The organism is Chitinophaga vietnamensis, assembly GCF_902167635.1.
Classification (GTDB): Bacteria; Bacteroidota; Bacteroidia; order Chitinophagales; family Chitinophagaceae; genus Chitinophaga; species Chitinophaga vietnamensis.
This window is the reverse complement of record NZ_CABHMS010000001.1, coordinates 984,158-1,003,736: the sequence shown is the minus strand read 5'-3', so window position 1 is coordinate 1,003,736 and position 19,579 is coordinate 984,158. Positions and strand designations below refer to the sequence as shown.

Below are 19,579 nucleotides of genomic sequence, written 5' to 3'. Positions count from 1 at the left end.
CGCCTCTGTTTTTATGGTGTTTATTGTTGATCATTATAATTTCCCTTGCACATCATGCTCAGGTATCGCCTGGTAGCTTTCTTTCATTTTGGCGAGCTTTTCTTTGCCATACGCCAATCGGGTGATCACTACAAACAATACCGGTACAATGAATATCGCCAGGAAGGTGGCGGTGAACATACCGCCGAGCACCGTCCAGCCCATGGTTTTACGCGCTTCCGCACCAGCGCCGGAGGCCAGTACCAGCGGCATGATACCCAACAGGAATGCCAGCGATGTCATGATGATAGGCCGTAAACGCAGCTTCGCCGCTTCCACTGCCGATGTCACCACATCCATGCCACGGTCCACACGCTCTTTGGCAAATTCCACGATCAGGATCGCATTCTTGGCTGATAGCCCGATCAGCGTGATCAAACCGATCTGCGCGTAAACGTTGTTGCTTAATTTAGGCAGGAAGGTCAGTACGGTGATCGCGCCAAAAGCGCCGATAGGCACTGCCAGCAGCACCGAGAAGGGCACCGACCAGCTCTCGTACAATGCCGCGAGGAACAGGAATACGAAGATGATGGATAACGCGAATATATATACGGTTTTACTCCCCGATAATATCTCTTCACGGCTCAGGCCCGAGAACTCGTACCCATAGCCTTCCGGCAATACCTCTGCGGCCACTTCTTTCAGCGCATTGATGGCATCGCCGCTACTGTAGCCCGGTGCAGGGTTACCATTGATCTCCGCAGAACGGAAGAGGTTGTAGTGAGAGATCACCGGCGCATTTTCGATCACCTTGTAAGAAGTGAGCGCGCTCAATGGCACCATACTGCCGCTGCTGTTGCGCACAAACAACTGGTTCAGGTTTTTGATGTCGCCGCGGTACGATGAATCCGCCTGCGTTACCACACGGAAGTTACGGCCGTAGATAGTGAAGTCGTTGATGTAGGCGCTACCCATATATGTTTGCAGGGCGCTCGCAATATCGGATATCCGCACGCCCATCTTCTTCGCTTTCTCACGATCAATATCCAGCTGGTAACCTGGCGTACGCGCGGTGAAGAACGAGAAAGCTTTTGCTATTTCCGGGCGCTTGTTCGCCGCTGCCACAAAGCTTTGCAGCACGCCCTCAAATGCTTTGATATCGCCGTTGCCGCGCTGTTGCAAGATGAAAGAGAAACCGGCTGTTTGTCCTAAACCGGGAATAGCCGGCGGTGGTATCACCACCACGTTAGCTTCTTTATATTTCGATAGCTTCTTCTGCAAAGTGGCCACCAGACCAAATACGTGCAGCGCTTCTGTTTTACGCTCACCCCAGGGTTTCAGCTGACAGAAGATCGTAGCGCTATTGGATTTGGTAGAGAAGTTCACCGCATTCAATCCACCGAGCGCCGCATAGTGCGCAATGCCTTGCGTACTGTCGATCTCCTTCATCATCTTGCGCAACATATCTACTGTTCGCTCTGTAGAAGAAGATTCGGGGAGATCAAAAGTGATGATGATACGTCCGTCGTCCTCTGTAGGAATGAAGCCGGAAGGTTTCGATTTGAATAACATCACCGTACCTACGAAAATACACAGCAGCAGGATGATCACATACCTGGCAAAGCGGATGCTCTTCTTCACGCCCAGCGAATAACGCGAAGTAGTGTGAGAGAACCAGCGGTTGAATTTAAAGAAGAAACGGTTAAGGCCTTTCGAGTCCTTGCTCAGGTGCATCGGCCGCAGGATAAGGATACACAGGGCCGGTGTGAGCGACAACGCCACAAATGCAGAGATCAATACAGATATCGCGATGGTGATGGCAAACTGTTGGTACAGGCGGCCTACGATACCGGGTATAAATCCTACCGGTACAAACACCGCAGCCAGGATCAGCGCGATGGCGATCACCGGTCCGGATATCTCCTTCATCGCCTGTATGGTGGCCTCTTTCGGCGTCATCTTCTCATGGTCGATATTATGCTGCACCGCTTCCACCACCACGATGGCATCATCCACCACAATACCGATGGCCAGCACAAAACCGAAGAGGGTAAGGGTGTTGATGGTAAATCCGAGTGGTATGAAGAAGATGAAAGTAGCGATGATAGATACCGGGATCGCGAGGATCGGGATGATCGTAGCGCGCCAGCTCTGTAAGAAGAGGAACACCACCAACACCACGAGCAGCAAGGCTTCCACGAGGGTGTGCACCACTTCTTCGATAGATACTTTCACCACGGATACGGATTCAAAAGGCACTACATAATCCACGCCTTTGGGGAACTGCTTCTTCAGCTGTTCCATGGCAGCGCTAACGTTGGCGGCGGTTTCGATCGCGTTGCTGCCCGGCGCCTGGTAGATCAGCAGGTAAGCGGCACGACGGCCATCTACAAAGTTGTTACCGGCATAGTTGAATTTACCCAGCTGGATGCGGGCCACATCTTTCAGGTATACCAGCGATCCATCGCTGGGACGCGTTTTCACCACGATGTTCCCGAATTCTTCGGGAGTGGTTAAACGACCTTTGGTGAAGATGTTATATTCAAAGGTCTGGCCGGTAGGCTGCGGTGGCGCGCCTACAGAGCCGGCGGTGATCTGCGCATTCTGTTCCTGCAAGGCAGCGCGGATATCATCCGCGGTAACGCCCATCTGTGCGAGCTTGTCGGGCTGCAACCAGATACGCATACTGAAATCATCGGCACGGGTGAAGATATCACCCACGCCTTTTGCGCGGAGCAAGGCGTCTTTTACGTATACGTTGGTGTAGTTGTCGAGGAACGTGATATCATGAGAGCCATCAGGAGAATAGAGCGCTACCAGCATCAGGATGCTGGGATTACGCTTTCTAACGGTGAGGCCTAAACGCTGCACTTCCTGTGGCAGGGTGGGCTGCGCAATACCTACACGGTTCTGCACATCCAGCGCTGCGATGTTGATATCGGTACCTACTTCAAAGTTCACCGTCATGCTCATCTGGCCGCTGCTGGTGTTGTTGGTGTTGATGTAGGTCATACCGGGAGTACCGTTCACCTGCACTTCCACGGGCGTAGCCACGGTTTGTTCTACCGTTTGTGCATCGGCGCCGGTGTAGGTGCCGGTTACCTGTACGGTGGGCGGCGATATCTCGGGATACTGTCCTATGGGCAGGTTCATCATCGCCAATATGCCCACCAGTACGAGCACGACAGATATCACTATCGCGGTTACCGGTCTTTTGATAAAAGTATTTGCAATCATGATCTTCTTCTGTTGATGCTAATGAACTATTTCTTCGCTGCGGCGCCTTGCGGTGCAGCAGGAATGCCTATCTGTATCTTGCCTCCGTCGCGCAGGCGCTGGAAACCTTCTGTGATCACTTTCTCGCCCTGCTGAATGCCATCCATGATCACTACCCTGTCGCGAATCTTCGGCCCCAGGTGTACCTTGCGTTGCTCCGCCACGCTGTCTTTAGCGACGAATACAAAAAATTCTCCCATCTGTTCTGTGATCGCTTTATACGGAATGATCAAACGGTCGCCGGATTGTTCATTGAGTACGTTGAGTACTGCGCTCATACCATCTTTCAGGCGTTGATCCGGGTTCGGAAATTCCACTTTCACTTTGATGGTGGCAGTTTGGTTATCCACGCCGCGGTCTATCGCGATGATCTTGCCGGTATGCGGATACTGGCTGCCATCGGGCAATTGCAGGCGGAAGGTGGTATCGGTGGCTACGCCTTTGCCTTGCAGGTTGGCGAAGCGCGCGATATCGGCTTCATTCACTACAAACTCTACTGCGATCGGGTTTTCACTGGAGATGGTATTGAGCAAAGTATTGCCTGGGCTGATCTGTGCGCCGAGCTTCACCTGTGAGATACCGATGCGGCCAGTGAAAGGCGCTTTGATCAGGGAGTAGTCGAGGTCGGTGCGGGCGGCGAGCAAACTGGCCTCTGCTGCGGCCAGCTGGCTGCGGCTCGTTTCCAGTGCGGCTTCCGCGTTATCTACGATCTGGCGTGCCACCGCATCCTGTTCGGCCAGGCGGTGGTAGCGCTCTTCATCTTTTTTAGCTTTTGTGAAGTTGGCCTTCGCACTGGCGATGCTGGCCTCTGCCTGACGGTAGGCAGCTTCATACTTGCGGCGGTCTATCTCATACAAGGGCTTGCCTTTCTGTACCACCTCGCCTTCCTGGAAGAAGATGCCGGTAATAAACCCGGCTACCTGCGAACGCAGCTCTACCTGGTTCAGCGCCACCACGGTGGCGGGGAATTTGTCGTAATAAACGGCAGGCGCCATCGATACCTCCGTAATATTCACCGGCGTGGGGGGCATAGCTGGCGCTCCTTTCTGGGCAGGCCCCTTGCAGGCAGTAAAGCCCAGGATGCCGGCAGCGCTCATAAAGACAATGTGGTTCATTTTTTTCATATCCGATCCGGTTACCATTTAATAATTAGTTGTTAAGGTTCCTAATGCTTTCTGCAAGTCGATCTTGCTGCTCAGTACCTGGTACATCGCGTTGTAGTAGCTCAGCTGCGCAGTGCGCAGGTCCGTTTCAGCGATCAGCACATCCAGGTATGTTTTAATGCCTTCCTTGTATTGTAATTGCAGCATGTTATACACATCCTGCGCCATCTGCATATTATCTCTCAGCGTCGTATAGTCGTTGAGGTTACTTTTGTAGGCGGCCATCGCCTGCGCATATTGCGTGCTGATATTGCTACGCAAAGTGGCAAAGTCCCACTGCACGCGCTGCAACTGCAATTCGGCCATCTTGATATTATGTACCCGCTTGCCGCCCTGGAAGATCGGCAACGACAATTTCAGGCCCAGCAGCGAGTTGGGATAGTCGTTGGCGAACAGCTTGCCGAAGTCCTGGTTCTGCCATGCAAAAGCATAGTTCACAAAGGCTGATACGGTAGGGATGTAGCTCCACTTGTTATACTTCACATTGGCTTGCAGCAGGCTTTGTTGCGTTTGCAGCTGTTGATATTCGATCCTGTTCTGGTAATTGGCGGTGAGCAGCGTATCGGCGCTGTTCACCGCGCTGGCCATCTGCGTGGTATCATATACCAGTGGTACGTCGCCGCCATTTTCCGGATAGCCCATGAGCTGGCGTAGCACGGCCTGTTTGGCAGTGAGCAGCTCTTTGGCGGTTTTGCGCTGCGCCTTCGCATTGTTGAGCGAGATGGTAGCGCGCTTGTAGTCGATCTTGTCTACTACGCCGCCCTGGTATTGCGCGTAAGTGTCTTTCAGACTGCGTTCCAGCCGGATGATATCTTCTTCCAGCACATCGATCTGCTGACGGGTGAGCAGTACATCATAGTAGGCTTTGCTCACATCGGCCACCACATCGATCTGGTTACGCACGATGTTTTGTTTCGCCTGCTTGCGCACATCCCTGGCGGTATTGGAGGCCAGGAGCAGATCGCGGGTGAAGAGGTTCTGGTTCAGCGTAAAGAGCGCGGTAGACGTGTTGGCCACTCCTACCTTGGTGGGATTACCACCGAAGATGGAAGTAGGCAGTTCCAGGTAATGCTGGAGGTTGTAGTCCAGGCCTATTTGCGGATACCAGTCGGCCAGCTTGCTTTTCACTGTTCTGTCGGTAATGGCGGCATCAATATCCGATTGCCGTAACAGGGGCTGGTGTTTCAATGCATAGCGGATACAGTCGTCCAGCGTGGCAGTACTTAGTAAGGAATCCGTAGATTGCTGCGCGTTGGCATGGATGGATAGCAACATCCCGCACGTTACAGCTAACAGGTAAAATGCTCTTTTCATAAAAGGCTTTTGACATTCAGTTCATCATTGTACCAATCGTGGGGCAATAGATCGATACAACAGTAACGGCTACACGCAGGTACGGTTGTTCGTCGGTCTATTGACCATATATAGCATATAGTTTTACAGAACTATATCATTTCGTTTAAAAGTGCCGCAGTGACAGGTTTAGTTCAAACCGTAGTGTGTAGTAGGTTTCCGTTGGAAGAACGGGTCAGGTAAAACAAAAGGTTTTTTCGAGGCGCTAAGATAATGCTAACAAAACAAAAATCCACCCCGAAGAGTGGATTTTAACAATTAGATGAATTGCTTTGCCGGTCATCCCTTATTTCGACCGCTGGCAATATGTTTTTCTGCATGATAGGAAGATCGTACTAACGGTCCCGCCTCTACGTAATCGAGTCCGATGTTGTAACCGATCTCGCGGAGTTCTGCAAATTCGTCCGGGTGAACGAAACGAACTACGGGCAGGTGTTTCGGCGTAGGCTGTAAGTACTGGCCGAGGGTTACTACATCGCAACCATTGTCGTACAGGTCTTGCATCGCCTGGATCACTTCTTCCTTGGTTTCGCCGAGGCCGAGCATGATACCGCTTTTAGTGCGCATGCCGCCTTCTTTCAGCCGGCGGATCACTTCCAGGCTGCGGTGGTATTTGGCTTGTATCCTTACTTGTTTGGTGAGGCGCTCAACGGTTTCCAGGTTATGGGAAACGATCTCGGGAGCAGCATCGATGATACGCTGGAGGTTTTCCCACTGGCCGCGGAAATCGGGGATGAGCGTTTCCATGGTGGTGTCGGGGTTCAGCGCCCTTACAGCCTTGATGGTATTGGCCCATACGATGGAGCCTCCATCTTTCAGCTCGTCCCTGTCTACCGAGGTGATCACCGCGTGTTTCACCTTCATGAGGTAGATGGCTTCGGCTACACGTTGCGGCTCATCATGATCTACTGGTTCCGGACGGCCGGTGGCTACGGCGCAGAAGCCGCAGCTGCGGGTACAGATATTTCCGAGGATCATGAAAGTGGCCGTACCGGCGCCCCAGCACTCGCCCATGTTAGGGCAGTTGCCGCTTTCGCAGATGGTATGTAATTTATGGGTATCTACCAGGTTCCTGACCTGTTTGTAGTTCTCGCCTATTGGTAATTTCACGCGCAGCCAGTCTGGCTTCTTCACCCTGGCGGTGGCCGGCTCTGCGGCTATAACGGGTAGTTCTTGCATCGCTTATCCTTTCTTTAAAACAGCAAAGTTACTACTTATCTCCTATTCCAGCGCTTCCCGAATTGCAGGCCAACATATGCATTGAAAAAGAGCTGTTTATTATTGTCGGTGACCATGATAGGCACCTTTTTGGTGTACATTTCAGCATTCACGCCTACTTCGAGGGCGCTCACCACTTCGTTGAAGTGGGCCCAGTCGAAACGCATACCCAGCTTGGCATGCAGCCCGGGGATCACGGTCACTTCGCTCCAGCCCTTGCCAAAGCCTGCACCGCCCTGTATTTTGGTGTATTCCAGGAAATTATCAGGATTATTGGGATCGTATTTCATGTCTACCACCTGTCCCGCCTTGTTTTCAACAGAGATATAATAAGGTTTTACCAGACCGATAGAAATACCACCATAGTAGATGCCGCTCACTTCCACCCCGTTTTTGTTGGCCTTTCCGCCGATGAGATAACGCTGGCCGATGCCCAATTTGGCTGGATAGAAATTATTTTGTTTACCGAAGATATAAGGGCGGGAGGTGAACCCGAACTGGTAAGATCCTTGTCCCTGGCGCTTGTCCTCTTTCGGGTCTTTCTTCTCGGAGAACTCGAACTGGAAATAGTTCACCACTTTACGGTTCTTGCGGTAGCCCATCTCCAGGAAGCCTGTCCAGCCATCGGTATTGAGGCGTGCGCCCACTGAAAAGTCGCGCTGGAACACATTCTCACCTTCTTCCTGTTCCCTGAACACCGAAATCCTCTTCAGCTTGCGTTGTTCCTTCTCCTCCTTTTTAGACAGCTTTCTTGTGGAATTAGGCTGGCTGTCAGTGGTTTGGGCCTGCAGGCTGCCAGCAATCATCGATATAAATAAAAACAAGTATAATTTTTTCACAGTGATGGGCTATTAGTCTAGTAATTAAACGCTTGGATAAAGGTATTGTTATGTTGATATTACAAACGTAGCTAATTTTTTTCGAGTTTGATAACGTGAAAATACATTTACTTTACGCTCTGATCATCTCAATAAAAAACAATACCGACCATGCAAACCGCACAGATCATATACAACGGCGAACTGCGTACAACGGCTACCCACCTGTCATCCGGCACCGTCATCGAAACCGATGCACCCGTTGATAACAATGGTAAAGGCGAAAGGTTCTCTCCCACCGACCTTGTGGCCACCGCACTTGGCTCCTGCATGCTCACCATCATGGGCATCAAAGCCAGGGATAACAACTGGCATATCGACGGCACCAAAGTGAGCATCAAAAAGATCATGGGCACCGAGCCTCGCCGCATCACCGGCGTACAGGTGGTTTTCGATTTCCCTGCCGGCCACGGACTGGGAGAAAAAGAAAGAACCGTGCTGGAAAGAGCCGCGCACACCTGCCCCGTAGCCAAAAGCATCCATCCTGATATTGTACAGGATGTGACTTTCAACTGGTAGTTTTTAAGTAATTGATGCGCCGTTGGCGCATCAATTACTTAAAATTTTGTTCCCCACTGCACACAACAGGCATCTCCTCTCTTCACAATAATATTGTTTCAACTGTAACAGCGCCTGCGAGGCCAGCGCGTTTTCCTGCGGGATGCCCAGCTGCGCCCACTGCCGCGTGATCCTGTTCCGCTCCGGCGGCAGCTGTTGCAAGAGGTCCAGCGCCTTTTGCCGGTAGTAGGCCGATTGCTTTTCTTGTCCATAGAGGAACATCAATGGCAGCACGGCATTGATCAGGATGCTGTGTACTGCCTGCTTTGCGGGCCACTGCGTTCTGGATACGGCATGGTCAAAGCGGTAATGCGTGCGCCAGTAGTCCTGCGGCTGCACGGCAAACAGCTGTTCCAGTTCCGCTATGCTTGCTGCTTCCAGCAGTTTGGAGAAGAGGTGCTGCCGGTTTTGCAACAGCGCCGCAAAGGCGGCCAGCCGGATCGTAGGAAACGCGGCAGGCCGCATCCGCAGCCAGTTCCACTGATGCGGCGCCAATGGCTGCAACTGATATTTGTGTTGCAGCCAGCGATAGGTGTCTTGTAACTGTAACGGATATACGTCGCGGAAGCTCGGCGACAACATGCCTGCCTGTCCGAATACGAGGGCTTCTACCGCGAGTGGCTGCTGGCGATGCCGCAGCAGCACCCTGGCAGGCAAGGATTGCGCCACCTGCAACAAGGGCAGCGTATTCACCGGGCGGCCGAAACTCTCTGCCACGGCCCAGTAGCACACTTCTTCCCAATCATAGCGGCTGCTATGCAGCCAGGTGCGCAGCACTGCCACACGCTGTTCCCATCGCTCGGCCAGCAGGCGGTCCATCCAGCTGATCCAGGTGAGGCGCGGCACCTGCCCGATGCTGGCGGCACAAGGCACAAAAGCCGCAGAGCGGCGCAGCAGCTCATAACGCTGCAACAGCAATTTCGGGATATGCTGCTGTAATTCCAGGCAGGGCACGCCCGCCGTGGTGGCGCCAGGCATATCATGCAGGAACACCACATGCAAAATAATATTCTGGTATTGCCGGTTGTGCTGGTGCCCATGACGGAACCAGTGCGAGGTACAGAGGTGCAGCTCTACATTGCCCACCCATACCGCATCGCCGATGCGGATGGTGGCAGCAGTAAAATCAGGACCTCCGTTTCTGTTGAGCGTACCGGGATGCAATACCTGCAAAGGCTCGCCGGCAGTGGTTTGCAGCTGCTCCCTGGCAAACAGGCGTAAACGCCAGATGTGCTGGAACAGCTCTTCTGAGAGTAGCGGGTTAACAAACATGGTTGGTTATTTTTGAATGTACGAATTTATGGATTTACGGATTTTGTCTGCCTGATCAAAAAAATAAATCCGAAAATCAAAAAATTCGAAAATTCGAAAATGTGCCTTATATTTGCGCCCAGTTCTTACACATCACTTATCCAGAAAGGCGGAGGGACTTGGCCCTGCGATGCCTTAGCAACCATCTCTGATCAGTAATGATCAACAGAAAAGGTGCTAATTCCTGCCCACGTAACAGCGTGGGAAAGATAAGTTGGCAGAGATAATTCTTCACCGGAATAATATATTCAGAAAGGCTCTTCCAACAAGGAAGAGCTTTTTTTTTGCCTTCTTCCCGCCCCCTCATGGATTTAGTGGTTGTTTAAGTTGATTTTTAATGATAAAGTTGCAATAGATATACTATGCTTCCGACATCATTAAAAAATATTATAATAACATGAAAACAGCTACACAACTGATTCACAGCATTCCGGTAGATGAACTGACAGGCGCGATCTCCGTGCCTATCTATCAAACGTCCACCTTTGTGCAGGAATCACCAGGCATCAATAAAGGCTTTGAGTTTTCCAGGGCTAACAACCCCACACGTAAGGTGTTGGAAGACCTCATCTGCCACCTTGAGGAAGGCTATGCCGGCTTCGCCTTTGCGAGCGGTATGTCGGCCATTGATGCGGTGCTCAAGCTGCTGAAAACCGGCGATGAGATCATGGCGGTAGAAGATACCTATGGCGGCATCTTCCAGATATTCAACCACATGTTCGAACGCTTCGGTATCAAAGTGAATTTCGTGGATACCAGCAATACCGACAAAGTGCTGGCTGCCATCACGCCCAATACCCGCGTGATATGGCTGGAATCTCCCACCAATCCTACCTTGCGCATCTCTGATATCAAATCTATCAGCAAGATCGCACGGCAGCACAATATCCTGCTCGTAGTAGATAATACTTTCAGCACGCCGTTGCTACAACAACCCATCACACTGGGCGCGGATATCGTGATACACAGCGCCTCCAAATACCTCGCCGGCCACTGTGATGTGATCGCCGGACTGGTAGTGGTGAACGCCAAGCCCCTGGCCGATCAGCTGAGATATAACCAGAACATCTCCGGCAGTATCCTCAGCCCCTTCGAAGCCTGGCTTACCATCCGCGGCATCGAAACATTATACCTGCGGCTGGAAAAACAATGCAGCAATGCCAGCGCCATCGCCAACTGGCTGGCCACACATCCCGCGATAGATAAAGTGTACTACCCGGGCCTGGCCACACATAAAAATCATCACATCGCGCGGAAACAACAAAAGAACTACGGCGCACTCGTGAGCTTCTCACTGAAAGCCGATAATATCAAAAATGCGATCCGCATCGTGAACGCTACCAAGCTGTTCAAACTCGCGGAGAGCTTCGGCGGCGTGAAAAGTATGCTGGCCCACCCGGCCACCATGACACATCGCAACATACCGGAAGACTTCCGCAGAAAAACAGGACTACAGGACTCCTGCATCCGGCTATCAGTAGGCATCGAAGATGCCGATGACCTGATCAACGACCTGAAACAAGCGCTGGATAAGCTAAACCATCCGGCAGGAAAACAAATTACCGTTTTACAATAATGCAGATGCAGCCGTGTCGGCCTTCGCAAACCGGTTCGCATACGCATCAACAAGTTTGAAAAAAAGTATGGAAAAAAAGATCATCAATCTGGGTATTTTCGGATTCGGTTGCGTAGGACAAGGACTGTACGAAGTATTGAACAGGACTAAAGGTATCAATGCACGCATCAAAAAAATATGCATCAAAGATCCTAATAAGTCAAGACCGATAGACAGCAGTTATTTTACTACAGATAAGAACGAGATCCTCGAAGATCCCACCATTGACGTGGTAGTGGAACTGATCAACGACACGGAAGCGGCCTTCGAAATTGTAAGCACCGCACTGCGCAACGGCAAAGCCGTAGTAAGCGCCAGCAAACGCATGATCGCCGAAAACCTGGCATCACTGTATCAATTGCAGGCAGAGAACAAAGTACCTTTCCTGTACGAAGCCTCCAGCTGCGCCAGCATTCCCATCATCCGCAACCTGGAAGAATATTATGATAACGACCTGCTCAACGCAGTAGAAGGTATCTGTAACGGCTCTACGAATTATATCCTCACCAAAATATTTGAAGAGAACCTCAGCTTCGAAACTGCCCTGCAACAGGCGCAGGCACTGGGTTTCGCGGAAACCGACCCTACGCTCGACATCGAAGGATTCGATCCTAAATTCAAGATCGTGATCCTCCTGCTCCACGCTTTCGGCACCTTCGTAAAACCGGAAGAAGTGTTCAACTTCGGTATCCATCACCTCAACGATTTCGATATCCAGTTCGCCAAACAACGCGGCTCCACCATCAAGCTGATAGGCCAATGCCGCCGCCAGAACGGCAGCGTGTTCGCCTATGTATTACCTCATCTCATCAAAGAACATAACCTGCTCTATGATGTGTACAACGAATACAACGGCATCTTGCTGGAAAGCGCCTTCACCGACAAACAGTTCTTCGTAGGCAAGGGCGCAGGCGGCACCGCCACCGGCAGCGCTGTACTGTCCGACATCTCCGCGCTGCTGTATAACTACCGCTACGAATACAAAAAAATCAAACAATCCAATCAGCCGGCATTCACCAACGATGTGAAGCTGAAAGTATATCTGCGCTACAAAACGCCCGACCAGGTGGACCTGACGGAGTTCTTCAATATTTCAGAGAAATACGAATCTCCAGGCTGGCGCTATGTAGTAGGCACCATCAACCTGCAAAAATTAAAAGACGCCAGCTGGCTGAAGAACAAAGACGTGAACCTGCTGGTACTCGAATAAAGCAGCAAAAACCAACCAGTATTGCATTTGCGCAGGATGCGCAGCCAACCATGTTACAACGGTGCAGTTTTCTGCACCGTTTGTTGTTTAAAATGCTTCCAACTCCTCCACTACCTTGCTTACCGGGAGGCCCATCACATTATAAAAGCAGCCATCGATACGATCGATGCCCACTGCACCGATCCATTCCTGTATGGCATAAGCGCCGGCTTTATCAAAGGGTTTGAAATGGTCTACGTAATAAATGATCTGCTCTTGTGTAAGTGCCTTGAAATGCACCACTGTTTCTTTGGAGAAGGCCTGCTCTTTCCCTTTGCCGCGGATGATCACACCTGTGATCACGCGGTGCTCGCGGCCACTGAGTGCTGTGAGGATGCGGATGGCATCGGCGCGGTCTTTCGGTTTGCCGATGATATCGCTGTCAAGTACTACTACCGTATCTGCGGCAATGATCACTTCGTTGGCATCGCTCAGCGCTTGTATAGCATCTGCCTTCTGCCGCGCGATATGCACCGGTATATCCGGGATAGGCATCCCTGCCGGAAATGTTTCTTCAGTGTCTGCCACTTTCACCTGGAATGAAATGCCGGCCTGCTCCAGCAGCTGCTTGCGGCGCGGCGACTGTGAAGCCAGTATCACAGGTCCTCCTTTATACATCTACAAAAATATTTTAAAGAATATCATGGATAAGATACCAGTGAGCATGATCAGCTTCACAACAGCACTGACCTTATGATAATGCTCCGGCAGATGCGCCTTTTTCAATTGCTGATAAACGTATAGGCATGGCAGTTGTACGAACAACAGCAGGTAGATCACTGCTACATACCAGCCCAGCAGCCATACGCGCACTTCTACCGCCAGTATCGTTACAAACAGGATCAGCAGGAAAGCATTGCACAGGCGCTTCGCCGGCAACACGCCCCAAACGATGGGAATGGTACGACAACCATCTTTGCTGTCGCCAATCATATCTTCCAGGTCTTTCACAATTTCACGCACCATCGAGATCACGAAACCAAAGAGCGCATATACGCCGATGATCTGTATCAGCTTGCGGCCCGTTGGCGACATGATAGCCTCAAAGCTTTCATAGATCTGCTTTTCGTAGAAGCCTACCACCACCACAGCCAGCGCGGTGAGCAGCGAGATGATCACATTGCCGATGAGTACCTGTCTTTTGAAAGAGGTGGAATAGAACCACAACAAGAGAGAACAGATCACCTGTGTGAAGCCGAGGTAGATCTGTCCTGTTTTCCAGGCCACAATAAACCCGAGCGATACGCCGGTCATATTGAAAATGGTGTGCCATGCCATGGCCCAGCGCCGGCTGATGATCTTGTCCAGCACCATCTTCTCCGGTTTGTTGATGATATCTATATTGATATCAAAATAGTCGTTGATGATATATCCTGCGGCAGCCACCAGTACGGTGGAGAGGCATAGCAGCACGAACTGCGGCACGGTGAGGGAAGGCATTTCCCCCGTGCTGCGCAGCACTGGTTCCACTACACAATATTGCAAGAGGAACTGGGTAAGGGCAATGTACAATAGATTGGGATACCTCACCAGTCTGAAAAATGCGGCCCAGAGCTTCATAGTTTCTTGATTCTTTTATTATTTCGAGGCAATACCTTCGTCCATCAGCCAATGGCCATTGAGCTTCAGCACTTTTTCCATCACGTCGCGCACGCAGCCATGGCCGCCGGGTTGAGGGGAAATATAACGGGAGATACTTTTGATCTCTGCGGCAGCATCAGCAGGACATACCGGCAATGATACCAGCTGCATTACCTGATAATCCGGGATATCATCTCCCATGTACAATATCTCATCCCAACGTAAATCGTGTTCAAAAACATAGTCCTGCAGCTTTTCCTTTTTATCGGTGATGCCTGTATAGATATCTTTGATGCCCAGTCCTTGCAACCTGCTCACTACACTTTCTGATCTGCCGCCGGAGATGATCACTACGCGGTAACCTTTCTTCATAGCCAGTTGCATGGCATAGCCGTCTTTGATATTCATTTTCCTCGACATCTCACCACCGGGCAACAATTGCAGGGTGCCATCCGTGAGTACGCCGTCTACATCCAGCACAAAGGTGGTGATGGGCTTAAAAAGCGATAATACGTTCATAGTCGGGGGCGAAAATACGAAGAAGACACCACTTATTAATTACTGTTGTTGCCGCTGATGAAACTGGGAGATGCTGTCGGACATCACCTGGTACACCAGCTGCAGGTATTCATTATCCGCGAGCAGGCCGCGGTGCAGGTTCATGGTCGCTTCATCGCGGCGCAGGGCCGGGCCGGTTTGTACTGATTCCGGCGGATATTTCTCGAGGCGGTCGAAGGTCTCCTTAATAATAGGTTGCAGCAGGGTGAAGTCGAGCTGCTCTTTATCACAGAAGGCTTTGGCTTGCGCAATGAGGTGGTTGGTGAAGTTGTTGCACAGCACGGCGGTGAGATGATATTGCAGGCGTTGGTGCGAGTTCACCACTTCAATGCGGGAAGCGATGCTCTGTGCCAGGGCTTGCAGTCGGCGCAATACCTCATCGCTGCTGGCTTCCAGCATGATGGGGATGGGCGGGTATGTTTTAATTTCCTTGCGGATAGATTGCAGGGGATAGATCACGCCAGTATGTGTGGATATTTTTGAGATGGCGCCGAGTGGCACTGCGCCGGCGGTATGCGCCACCATGCGCCTGCCGAGGCGCAGCTGGTCGTTCAGCTCGGGGATGGCTCCGTCGCTCACCGCCAGCAGGTACATGTCTGCTTCCATATTAATATCCAGCAGGTCGTCGGTGAAGGGAGCATGTAACATTTCGCCCAGCTCTTCTGCATGTTGCCGGTTGCGGCTCACGATCTGTTTGATCTGGTGGCCGTGTAGTTTCAGTAGATGACCAAAGCAGTGGGCTATATTCCCGGTGCCAACGATTACAATTTCCATGGATCAGGTTTTTTGAGTTGCGCGCAAAGTTCGCAGAGGAGCAAAGCAACAAAGATTTTATATATAAAATTTATAATCTATATAAATCTTCTGTAAATAAAGAAAAAAACTTTGCGACTTTGCAGCTTTGTGAGTTTGCGAGAAATATTTTATATACTTGCAAAATTCGTATTCCTATTAAAGAAGCATACATGGCAAAAAATTTAGTTATAGTTGAGTCCCCGGCCAAGGCCAAGACCATTGAAAAGATCCTGGGCAAGGACTTCGAAGTCAAATCCTGCTTCGGTCATATCCGTGACCTGGAGAAGGATGACATGGGGATTGACATTGATAATAATTTCAAGCCTAAATATGTGATACCGGAAGATAAGGAAAAGGTAGTAAAAGACCTGAAGAAGCTGGCGAAGGATACCGATGAGGTATGGCTGGCAACGGATGAGGACCGTGAAGGGGAGGCCATTTCCTGGCATCTGTGCGAGGTATTGGGCCTCGATCCAAAGAGTACCAAGCGCATCGTTTTTCATGAGATCACCAAGCCTGCCATCGAGGCCGCCGTACAACATCCGCGCAAGCTGGATATGGACCGCGTGAACGCCCAGCAGGCCCGCCGCATACTGGACCGCATCGTGGGTTTCGAGCTCTCCCCCGTACTGTGGCGCAAGATGAGCATGCGCAATTCCCTCTCTGCCGGCCGTGTACAATCAGTAGCGGTAAGGCTGATCGTAGAGAGAGAAAGAGAGATCAACGCCTTCAACGCTACCAGCACCTTTAAAGTAGAAGCCTGGTTCACCGGTAAGGACATCAATGGAAAGAACATCTCTTTCAAAGCAGAAGGACCCAATAAATTCAAGACCGCCGAAGATGCGGAGAAATTTCTTCAGCAGTGTATCGGCGCCGCCTATACGGTAAAAGATATCCAGGTAAAGCCCGGCAAAAAAACGCCGGCAGCCCCTTTCACCACCTCTACCCTGCAACAGGAAGCCAGCCGCAAGCTGGGCTACAGCGTGTCTAAAACCATGCTGCTGGCGCAGAAGCTGTATGAAAGCGGTAATATCACCTACATGCGTACGGACTCGGTGAACCTCTCCGATACCGCCATCGCCGATATCCAGAAAGCGATCATCGGCAACTACGGCGAGCGTTACCATCAACACCGCAAGTTCAAGAACAAGAACGAATCGGCTCAGGAAGCGCACGAAGCGATCCGCCCCACTTATATGGAAAATGCCTCTGTAGACGACAGCGATACCCGTCGCCTCTATGAGCTCATCTGGAAACGTACCATCGCCAGCCAGATGGCCGATGCAGAACTGGAAAAGACCATCGCCAAAATCGATATCTCCACCAACCATGAAGAGCTGACCGCCAGCGGTGAAGTGCTGAAATTCGACGGCTTCCTCAAAGTATATATGGAAAGCCATGATGATGAAGATGTGAATGAAGACGAGGCTCAGGAAGGCTCACTGCCGCCGCTTTCCGTGAAACAATCGCTCGACCTGAAGGAAATGAAAGCTACCGAACGCTTCTCACGTCCTGCACCGAGATACACGGAAGCCAGTCTGGTGAAAAAACTCGAAGAGCTGGGAATCGGCCGCCCGTCTACCTATGCGCCCACCATCACCACTATTCAAAAACGTGGTTATGTGGAAAAAAGAGATAAGGAAGGCGTGAAAAGAGCGTTCCGCATCCTGATCCTGAAGGCAGACAAGATCAACAAACAAACCGACAACGAAAATACCGGCGCCGAAAAAGCGAAACTGTTCCCTACCGACCTTGGCATGATCGTCACCGATTTCCTCAACCAGTACTTCAACTCCGTGATGGACTATGGCTTCACTGCGAAGATTGAAGAGGAATTTGACGAGATTGCCAACGGCAAAAAAGTATGGAACAAGATGCTCAAAGAATTCTACAGTCCTTTCCATAAGGATGTGGAAAACACGCTGGAAAATGCGGAACGCGTAAAAGGCGAACGCCAGCTGGGCATCGAGGAATCCACCGGCAAGCCCATCGTAGCCCGCATGGGACGCTATGGCCCGATGATCCAGATCGGTAAGGTGGAAGATGAAGAGAAGCCGCGCTTCGCCAAACTGAAAGCAACGCAAAGCATAGAGACCATCACGCTGGAAGAGGCCATGGAGCTGTTTAAACTGCCCCGCAACCTCGGCCTCTTTGAAGGCACCGACGTAGTGGTGAACATAGGCCGCTTCGGTCCGTACGCGCAGCACGATAAAAAATTCTATTCCCTCAAAAAGGAAATGGACCCATACACGGTGGAGCTGGATGAAATAGCCCCGCTGATCGTGGAAAAGCGCGCTGCAAAAGACGAACGCACCATCAAGATTTTTGAAAAAGAAAAGATACAGGTATTGAGAGGTCCTTATGGTCCTTACATCAAGCAAGGCCTGAAGAACTACAAGATACCCAAAGAAAAGATCGATCACGCCGCTGACCTGACGGTAGAAGATGCCAAGGCCATCATTGAAGAAGCCAAAGCCAATCCGCCGAAAAAGAAAGCGCCGCCGAGAAAAAAGAAAGCCTGATAACCGTGTGGGGCCAACGTGGGGGAAAAAATAAGTAAAGCAACTGCTGCGCATTCACTTTATTTATTATTTAAATTTGCCTGTAGGATCGCATGCGGAGATTGATCATTGCTCATTAAGATGACATGCACGAAAACAGAGAAATAAACGCTTTGTTCCACCTGTTGGATGATCCTGATCAGGAAGTATTTGACACCGTTGCCAATAAGATATTATTGTACGGCAAAGATATTATTCCGAACCTGGAGAATTTGTGGGAGAATACGATTGACGAGTCTATACAGGAAAGGATAGAATTGCTGATCCACCGGGTTCACTACCAGGATCTGCAAGCAGCCCTGCGTGAATGGGGCCTGTCTGCCGCGCAAGACCTGCTCCAGGGCGCTATCCTGGCGGCCAGGTACCAATTCCCCGACCTCAGCGCCGGACAGGTGATGACGGAAATAGACCGCATCAAACGCAACATCTGGCTTGAACTGAATAACTACCTCACACCACTGGAACAGATCAATGTGCTCAACAGCATGATCTATAATTATTTTGGGCTGAAAGGCGAAGAAGTATCGTACCAGCGCAAAAACCAGTTCTTCATCAACCAGGTAATAGAATCTAAAAAAGGAAATCCTGTTACCAACGGCGTCATCTACCAAAGCCTTTGCACCATGCTGGATCTGCCGGTGTATGCCGTGAATATCCCGCGACAGTTCATTCTCGCCTATTTCGATTCCTTCATCGATTTCGACGAGCCCGTAGCCAGCAGCGATCACCGCATCCTCTTTTTCATTGATCCCATTCAAGGACAGATCTACACACAGCAGGATGTAGACACTTACCTGAAGCGCGTTTCCGTGCCTTCTGTGCCTGCCTATTTCAAACCGCAATCCAACAAACGCATTATACAATTTCTGCTCGAAGAGCTTTCCAAATGCTTCCGCGATGATAAAGACGCGTATAAGCAGGATGAGCTGATGAATCTCTCTTCTATCCTGGAAGATTAAACATCAAGGCTGCGTATATCCAATGCGCAACAACGGCATACTTTTATTTAAAACCCCAAAAAAGTATGACAGTAACATCTATTGCCGCGCTGAAAAACGCAGGCGGAACATCTATGGAATTAAGGAACGTGCTGGGCTATTATACCCCTGGAGATGGCGGTGGTGGCGATTTTTATTGGGACGACACCAGTATGGAAACAGATAACAGAGGTACTGTGATACAGGCAAATGGTATTGCCAGCGGCAGATGGAAAAGAGTATATAGTGGCGCCATCAACGTGAAATGGTTTGGTGCTAAAGGCAATGGTACCAATGACGATACGGCTGCCATTCAACAATGCCTCACCTTTTCCGATAATGTTTATATCGACAAAGGCGACTACGCCATTACCGCGCCTGTAACCATTAGCAACAAACGCATTACTATTTCTTCGGCGCCTGATGGCTTTCTGAACAAGCGTTTTACAACCGGAGACATGATCACATTTATTAGTTGTCCACTGGTAGATTTTTAGGTAAACGTAA

At 50.7% G+C, this 19,579-nt stretch carries 16 protein-coding genes and 1 riboswitch; of the genes, 6 read left to right on the top strand and 10 right to left on the bottom strand.

Annotation, left to right across the window (positions count from 1 at the left end):
* Nucleotides 1–33 precede the first annotated feature (33 nt).
* The 5 genes from FPG75_RS04185 to FPG75_RS04165 form a co-directional block, all read right to left on the bottom strand.
* Nucleotides 34–3,216: an efflux RND transporter permease subunit gene (locus FPG75_RS04185; RefSeq protein WP_143305289.1), complete on the bottom strand. Its 3,183-nt coding sequence runs from the start codon at nucleotides 3,214–3,216 to the stop codon at nucleotides 34–36.
* 26 nt (nucleotides 3,217–3,242) lie between these two features.
* Complete coding sequence (locus FPG75_RS04180) at nucleotides 3,243–4,379, bottom strand: efflux RND transporter periplasmic adaptor subunit (protein WP_143305288.1); 1,137 nt, start codon at nucleotides 4,377–4,379, stop codon at nucleotides 3,243–3,245.
* Nucleotides 4,380–4,397: 18 nt separating this feature from the next.
* A complete protein-coding gene (locus FPG75_RS04175) occupies nucleotides 4,398–5,732 on the bottom strand; it encodes a TolC family protein (protein ID WP_143305287.1) in 1,335 nt (444 codons plus the stop codon).
* A gap of 318 nt (nucleotides 5,733–6,050) precedes the next feature.
* Nucleotides 6,051–6,950 (bottom strand): lipoyl synthase, encoded by a 900-nt coding sequence (lipA, locus tag FPG75_RS04170; RefSeq protein WP_143305286.1) that lies wholly within the window; start codon nucleotides 6,948–6,950, stop codon nucleotides 6,051–6,053.
* 35 nt (nucleotides 6,951–6,985) lie between these two features.
* A complete protein-coding gene (locus FPG75_RS04165; RefSeq protein WP_143305285.1) occupies nucleotides 6,986–7,813 on the bottom strand; it encodes a hypothetical protein in 828 nt (275 codons plus the stop codon).
* Between the two features lie 165 nt (nucleotides 7,814–7,978).
* On the opposite strand from FPG75_RS04165, the gene FPG75_RS04160 reads away from it, so the two are divergent.
* Nucleotides 7,979–8,386 (top strand): OsmC family protein, encoded by a 408-nt coding sequence (locus FPG75_RS04160; protein WP_143305284.1) that lies wholly within the window; start codon nucleotides 7,979–7,981, stop codon nucleotides 8,384–8,386.
* A 30-nt stretch (nucleotides 8,387–8,416) separates the two neighbouring features.
* Here the strand turns inward: FPG75_RS04160 and FPG75_RS04155 are convergent, their stop codons facing one another.
* Nucleotides 8,417–9,697, bottom strand: a complete 1,281-nt coding sequence (locus FPG75_RS04155; RefSeq protein ID WP_143305283.1) for a DUF2851 family protein — start codon at nucleotides 9,695–9,697, stop codon at nucleotides 8,417–8,419.
* Nucleotides 9,698–9,830: 133 nt separating this feature from the next.
* A riboswitch (SAM riboswitch) is annotated at nucleotides 9,831–9,952 on the top strand.
* Nucleotides 9,953–10,133: 181 nt separating this feature from the next.
* Here FPG75_RS04155 and FPG75_RS04150 point away from each other — a divergent pair.
* Together FPG75_RS04150 and FPG75_RS04145 are read left to right on the top strand one after the other, a co-directional pair.
* Nucleotides 10,134–11,312, top strand: coding sequence for a trans-sulfuration enzyme family protein (locus tag FPG75_RS04150; RefSeq protein ID WP_143305282.1), 1,179 nt, complete (start codon nucleotides 10,134–10,136; stop codon nucleotides 11,310–11,312).
* 67 nt (nucleotides 11,313–11,379) lie between these two features.
* Nucleotides 11,380–12,561, top strand: coding sequence for a homoserine dehydrogenase (locus FPG75_RS04145; protein ID WP_143305281.1), 1,182 nt, complete (start codon nucleotides 11,380–11,382; stop codon nucleotides 12,559–12,561).
* 87 nt (nucleotides 12,562–12,648) lie between these two features.
* On the opposite strand, the gene FPG75_RS04140 is transcribed toward FPG75_RS04145, so the two are convergent.
* From FPG75_RS04140 to FPG75_RS04125, 4 genes are read right to left on the bottom strand one after another with little or no spacing between them, the layout of a single operon-like run.
* Nucleotides 12,649–13,218 (bottom strand): Maf family protein, encoded by a 570-nt coding sequence (locus tag FPG75_RS04140; RefSeq protein ID WP_143305280.1) that lies wholly within the window; start codon nucleotides 13,216–13,218, stop codon nucleotides 12,649–12,651.
* On the bottom strand, nucleotides 13,219–14,160 hold the full coding sequence (locus FPG75_RS04135; RefSeq protein ID WP_143305279.1) for a geranylgeranylglycerol-phosphate geranylgeranyltransferase: 942 nt from the start codon (nucleotides 14,158–14,160) through the stop codon (nucleotides 13,219–13,221).
* Nucleotides 14,161–14,178: 18 nt separating this feature from the next.
* A complete protein-coding gene (locus tag FPG75_RS04130; protein WP_143305278.1) occupies nucleotides 14,179–14,700 on the bottom strand; it encodes a KdsC family phosphatase in 522 nt (173 codons plus the stop codon).
* A 39-nt stretch (nucleotides 14,701–14,739) separates the two neighbouring features.
* Entirely contained in the window at nucleotides 14,740–15,513 is a 774-nt protein-coding gene (locus FPG75_RS04125; RefSeq protein ID WP_143305277.1) for a Rossmann-like and DUF2520 domain-containing protein, read from the bottom strand.
* A 191-nt stretch (nucleotides 15,514–15,704) separates the two neighbouring features.
* Here FPG75_RS04125 and topA point away from each other — a divergent pair, with 191 nt between their 5' ends.
* The 3 genes from topA (at nucleotide 15,705) to FPG75_RS04110 (ending at nucleotide 19,569) form a co-directional block, all read left to right on the top strand.
* Nucleotides 15,705–18,056, top strand: coding sequence for a type I DNA topoisomerase (topA, locus tag FPG75_RS04120; RefSeq protein WP_143305276.1), 2,352 nt, complete (start codon nucleotides 15,705–15,707; stop codon nucleotides 18,054–18,056).
* A 125-nt stretch (nucleotides 18,057–18,181) separates the two neighbouring features.
* Nucleotides 18,182–19,054 (top strand): transglutaminase-like domain-containing protein, encoded by an 873-nt coding sequence (locus FPG75_RS04115; RefSeq protein ID WP_143305275.1) that lies wholly within the window; start codon nucleotides 18,182–18,184, stop codon nucleotides 19,052–19,054.
* 65 nt (nucleotides 19,055–19,119) lie between these two features.
* A complete protein-coding gene (locus FPG75_RS04110) occupies nucleotides 19,120–19,569 on the top strand; it encodes a glycosyl hydrolase family 28-related protein (protein ID WP_143305274.1) in 450 nt (149 codons plus the stop codon).
* Nucleotides 19,570–19,579 lie beyond the last annotated feature (10 nt).

What these genes read in the sequence shown, in the direction of transcription:
- FPG75_RS04135 (WP_143305279.1), bottom strand. Translation starts at nt 14,160, where the DNA reads ATGAAGCTCTGGGCCGCATTTTTCAGACTGGTGAGGTATCCCAATCTA.
- lipA (WP_143305286.1), bottom strand. Translation starts at nt 6,950, where the DNA reads ATGCAAGAACTACCCGTTATAGCCGCAGAGCCGGCCACCGCCAGGGTG.
- FPG75_RS04150 (WP_143305282.1), top strand. Translation starts at nt 10,134, where the DNA reads ATGAAAACAGCTACACAACTGATTCACAGCATTCCGGTAGATGAACTG.
- FPG75_RS04125 (WP_143305277.1), bottom strand. Translation starts at nt 15,513, where the DNA reads ATGGAAATTGTAATCGTTGGCACCGGGAATATAGCCCACTGCTTTGGT.
- FPG75_RS04145 (WP_143305281.1), top strand. Translation starts at nt 11,380, where the DNA reads ATGGAAAAAAAGATCATCAATCTGGGTATTTTCGGATTCGGTTGCGTA.
- FPG75_RS04110 (WP_143305274.1), top strand. Translation starts at nt 19,120, where the DNA reads ATGACAGTAACATCTATTGCCGCGCTGAAAAACGCAGGCGGAACATCT.
- FPG75_RS04160 (WP_143305284.1), top strand. Translation starts at nt 7,979, where the DNA reads ATGCAAACCGCACAGATCATATACAACGGCGAACTGCGTACAACGGCT.
- topA (WP_143305276.1), top strand. Translation starts at nt 15,705, where the DNA reads ATGGCAAAAAATTTAGTTATAGTTGAGTCCCCGGCCAAGGCCAAGACC.
- FPG75_RS04140 (WP_143305280.1), bottom strand. Translation starts at nt 13,218, where the DNA reads ATGTATAAAGGAGGACCTGTGATACTGGCTTCACAGTCGCCGCGCCGC.
- FPG75_RS04155 (WP_143305283.1), bottom strand. Translation starts at nt 9,697, where the DNA reads ATGTTTGTTAACCCGCTACTCTCAGAAGAGCTGTTCCAGCACATCTGG.
- FPG75_RS04175 (WP_143305287.1), bottom strand. Translation starts at nt 5,732, where the DNA reads ATGAAAAGAGCATTTTACCTGTTAGCTGTAACGTGCGGGATGTTGCTA.
- FPG75_RS04115 (WP_143305275.1), top strand. Translation starts at nt 18,182, where the DNA reads ATGCACGAAAACAGAGAAATAAACGCTTTGTTCCACCTGTTGGATGAT.
- FPG75_RS04185 (WP_143305289.1), bottom strand. Translation starts at nt 3,216, where the DNA reads ATGATTGCAAATACTTTTATCAAAAGACCGGTAACCGCGATAGTGATA.
- FPG75_RS04130 (WP_143305278.1), bottom strand. Translation starts at nt 14,700, where the DNA reads ATGAACGTATTATCGCTTTTTAAGCCCATCACCACCTTTGTGCTGGAT.
- FPG75_RS04180 (WP_143305288.1), bottom strand. Translation starts at nt 4,379, where the DNA reads ATGAAAAAAATGAACCACATTGTCTTTATGAGCGCTGCCGGCATCCTG.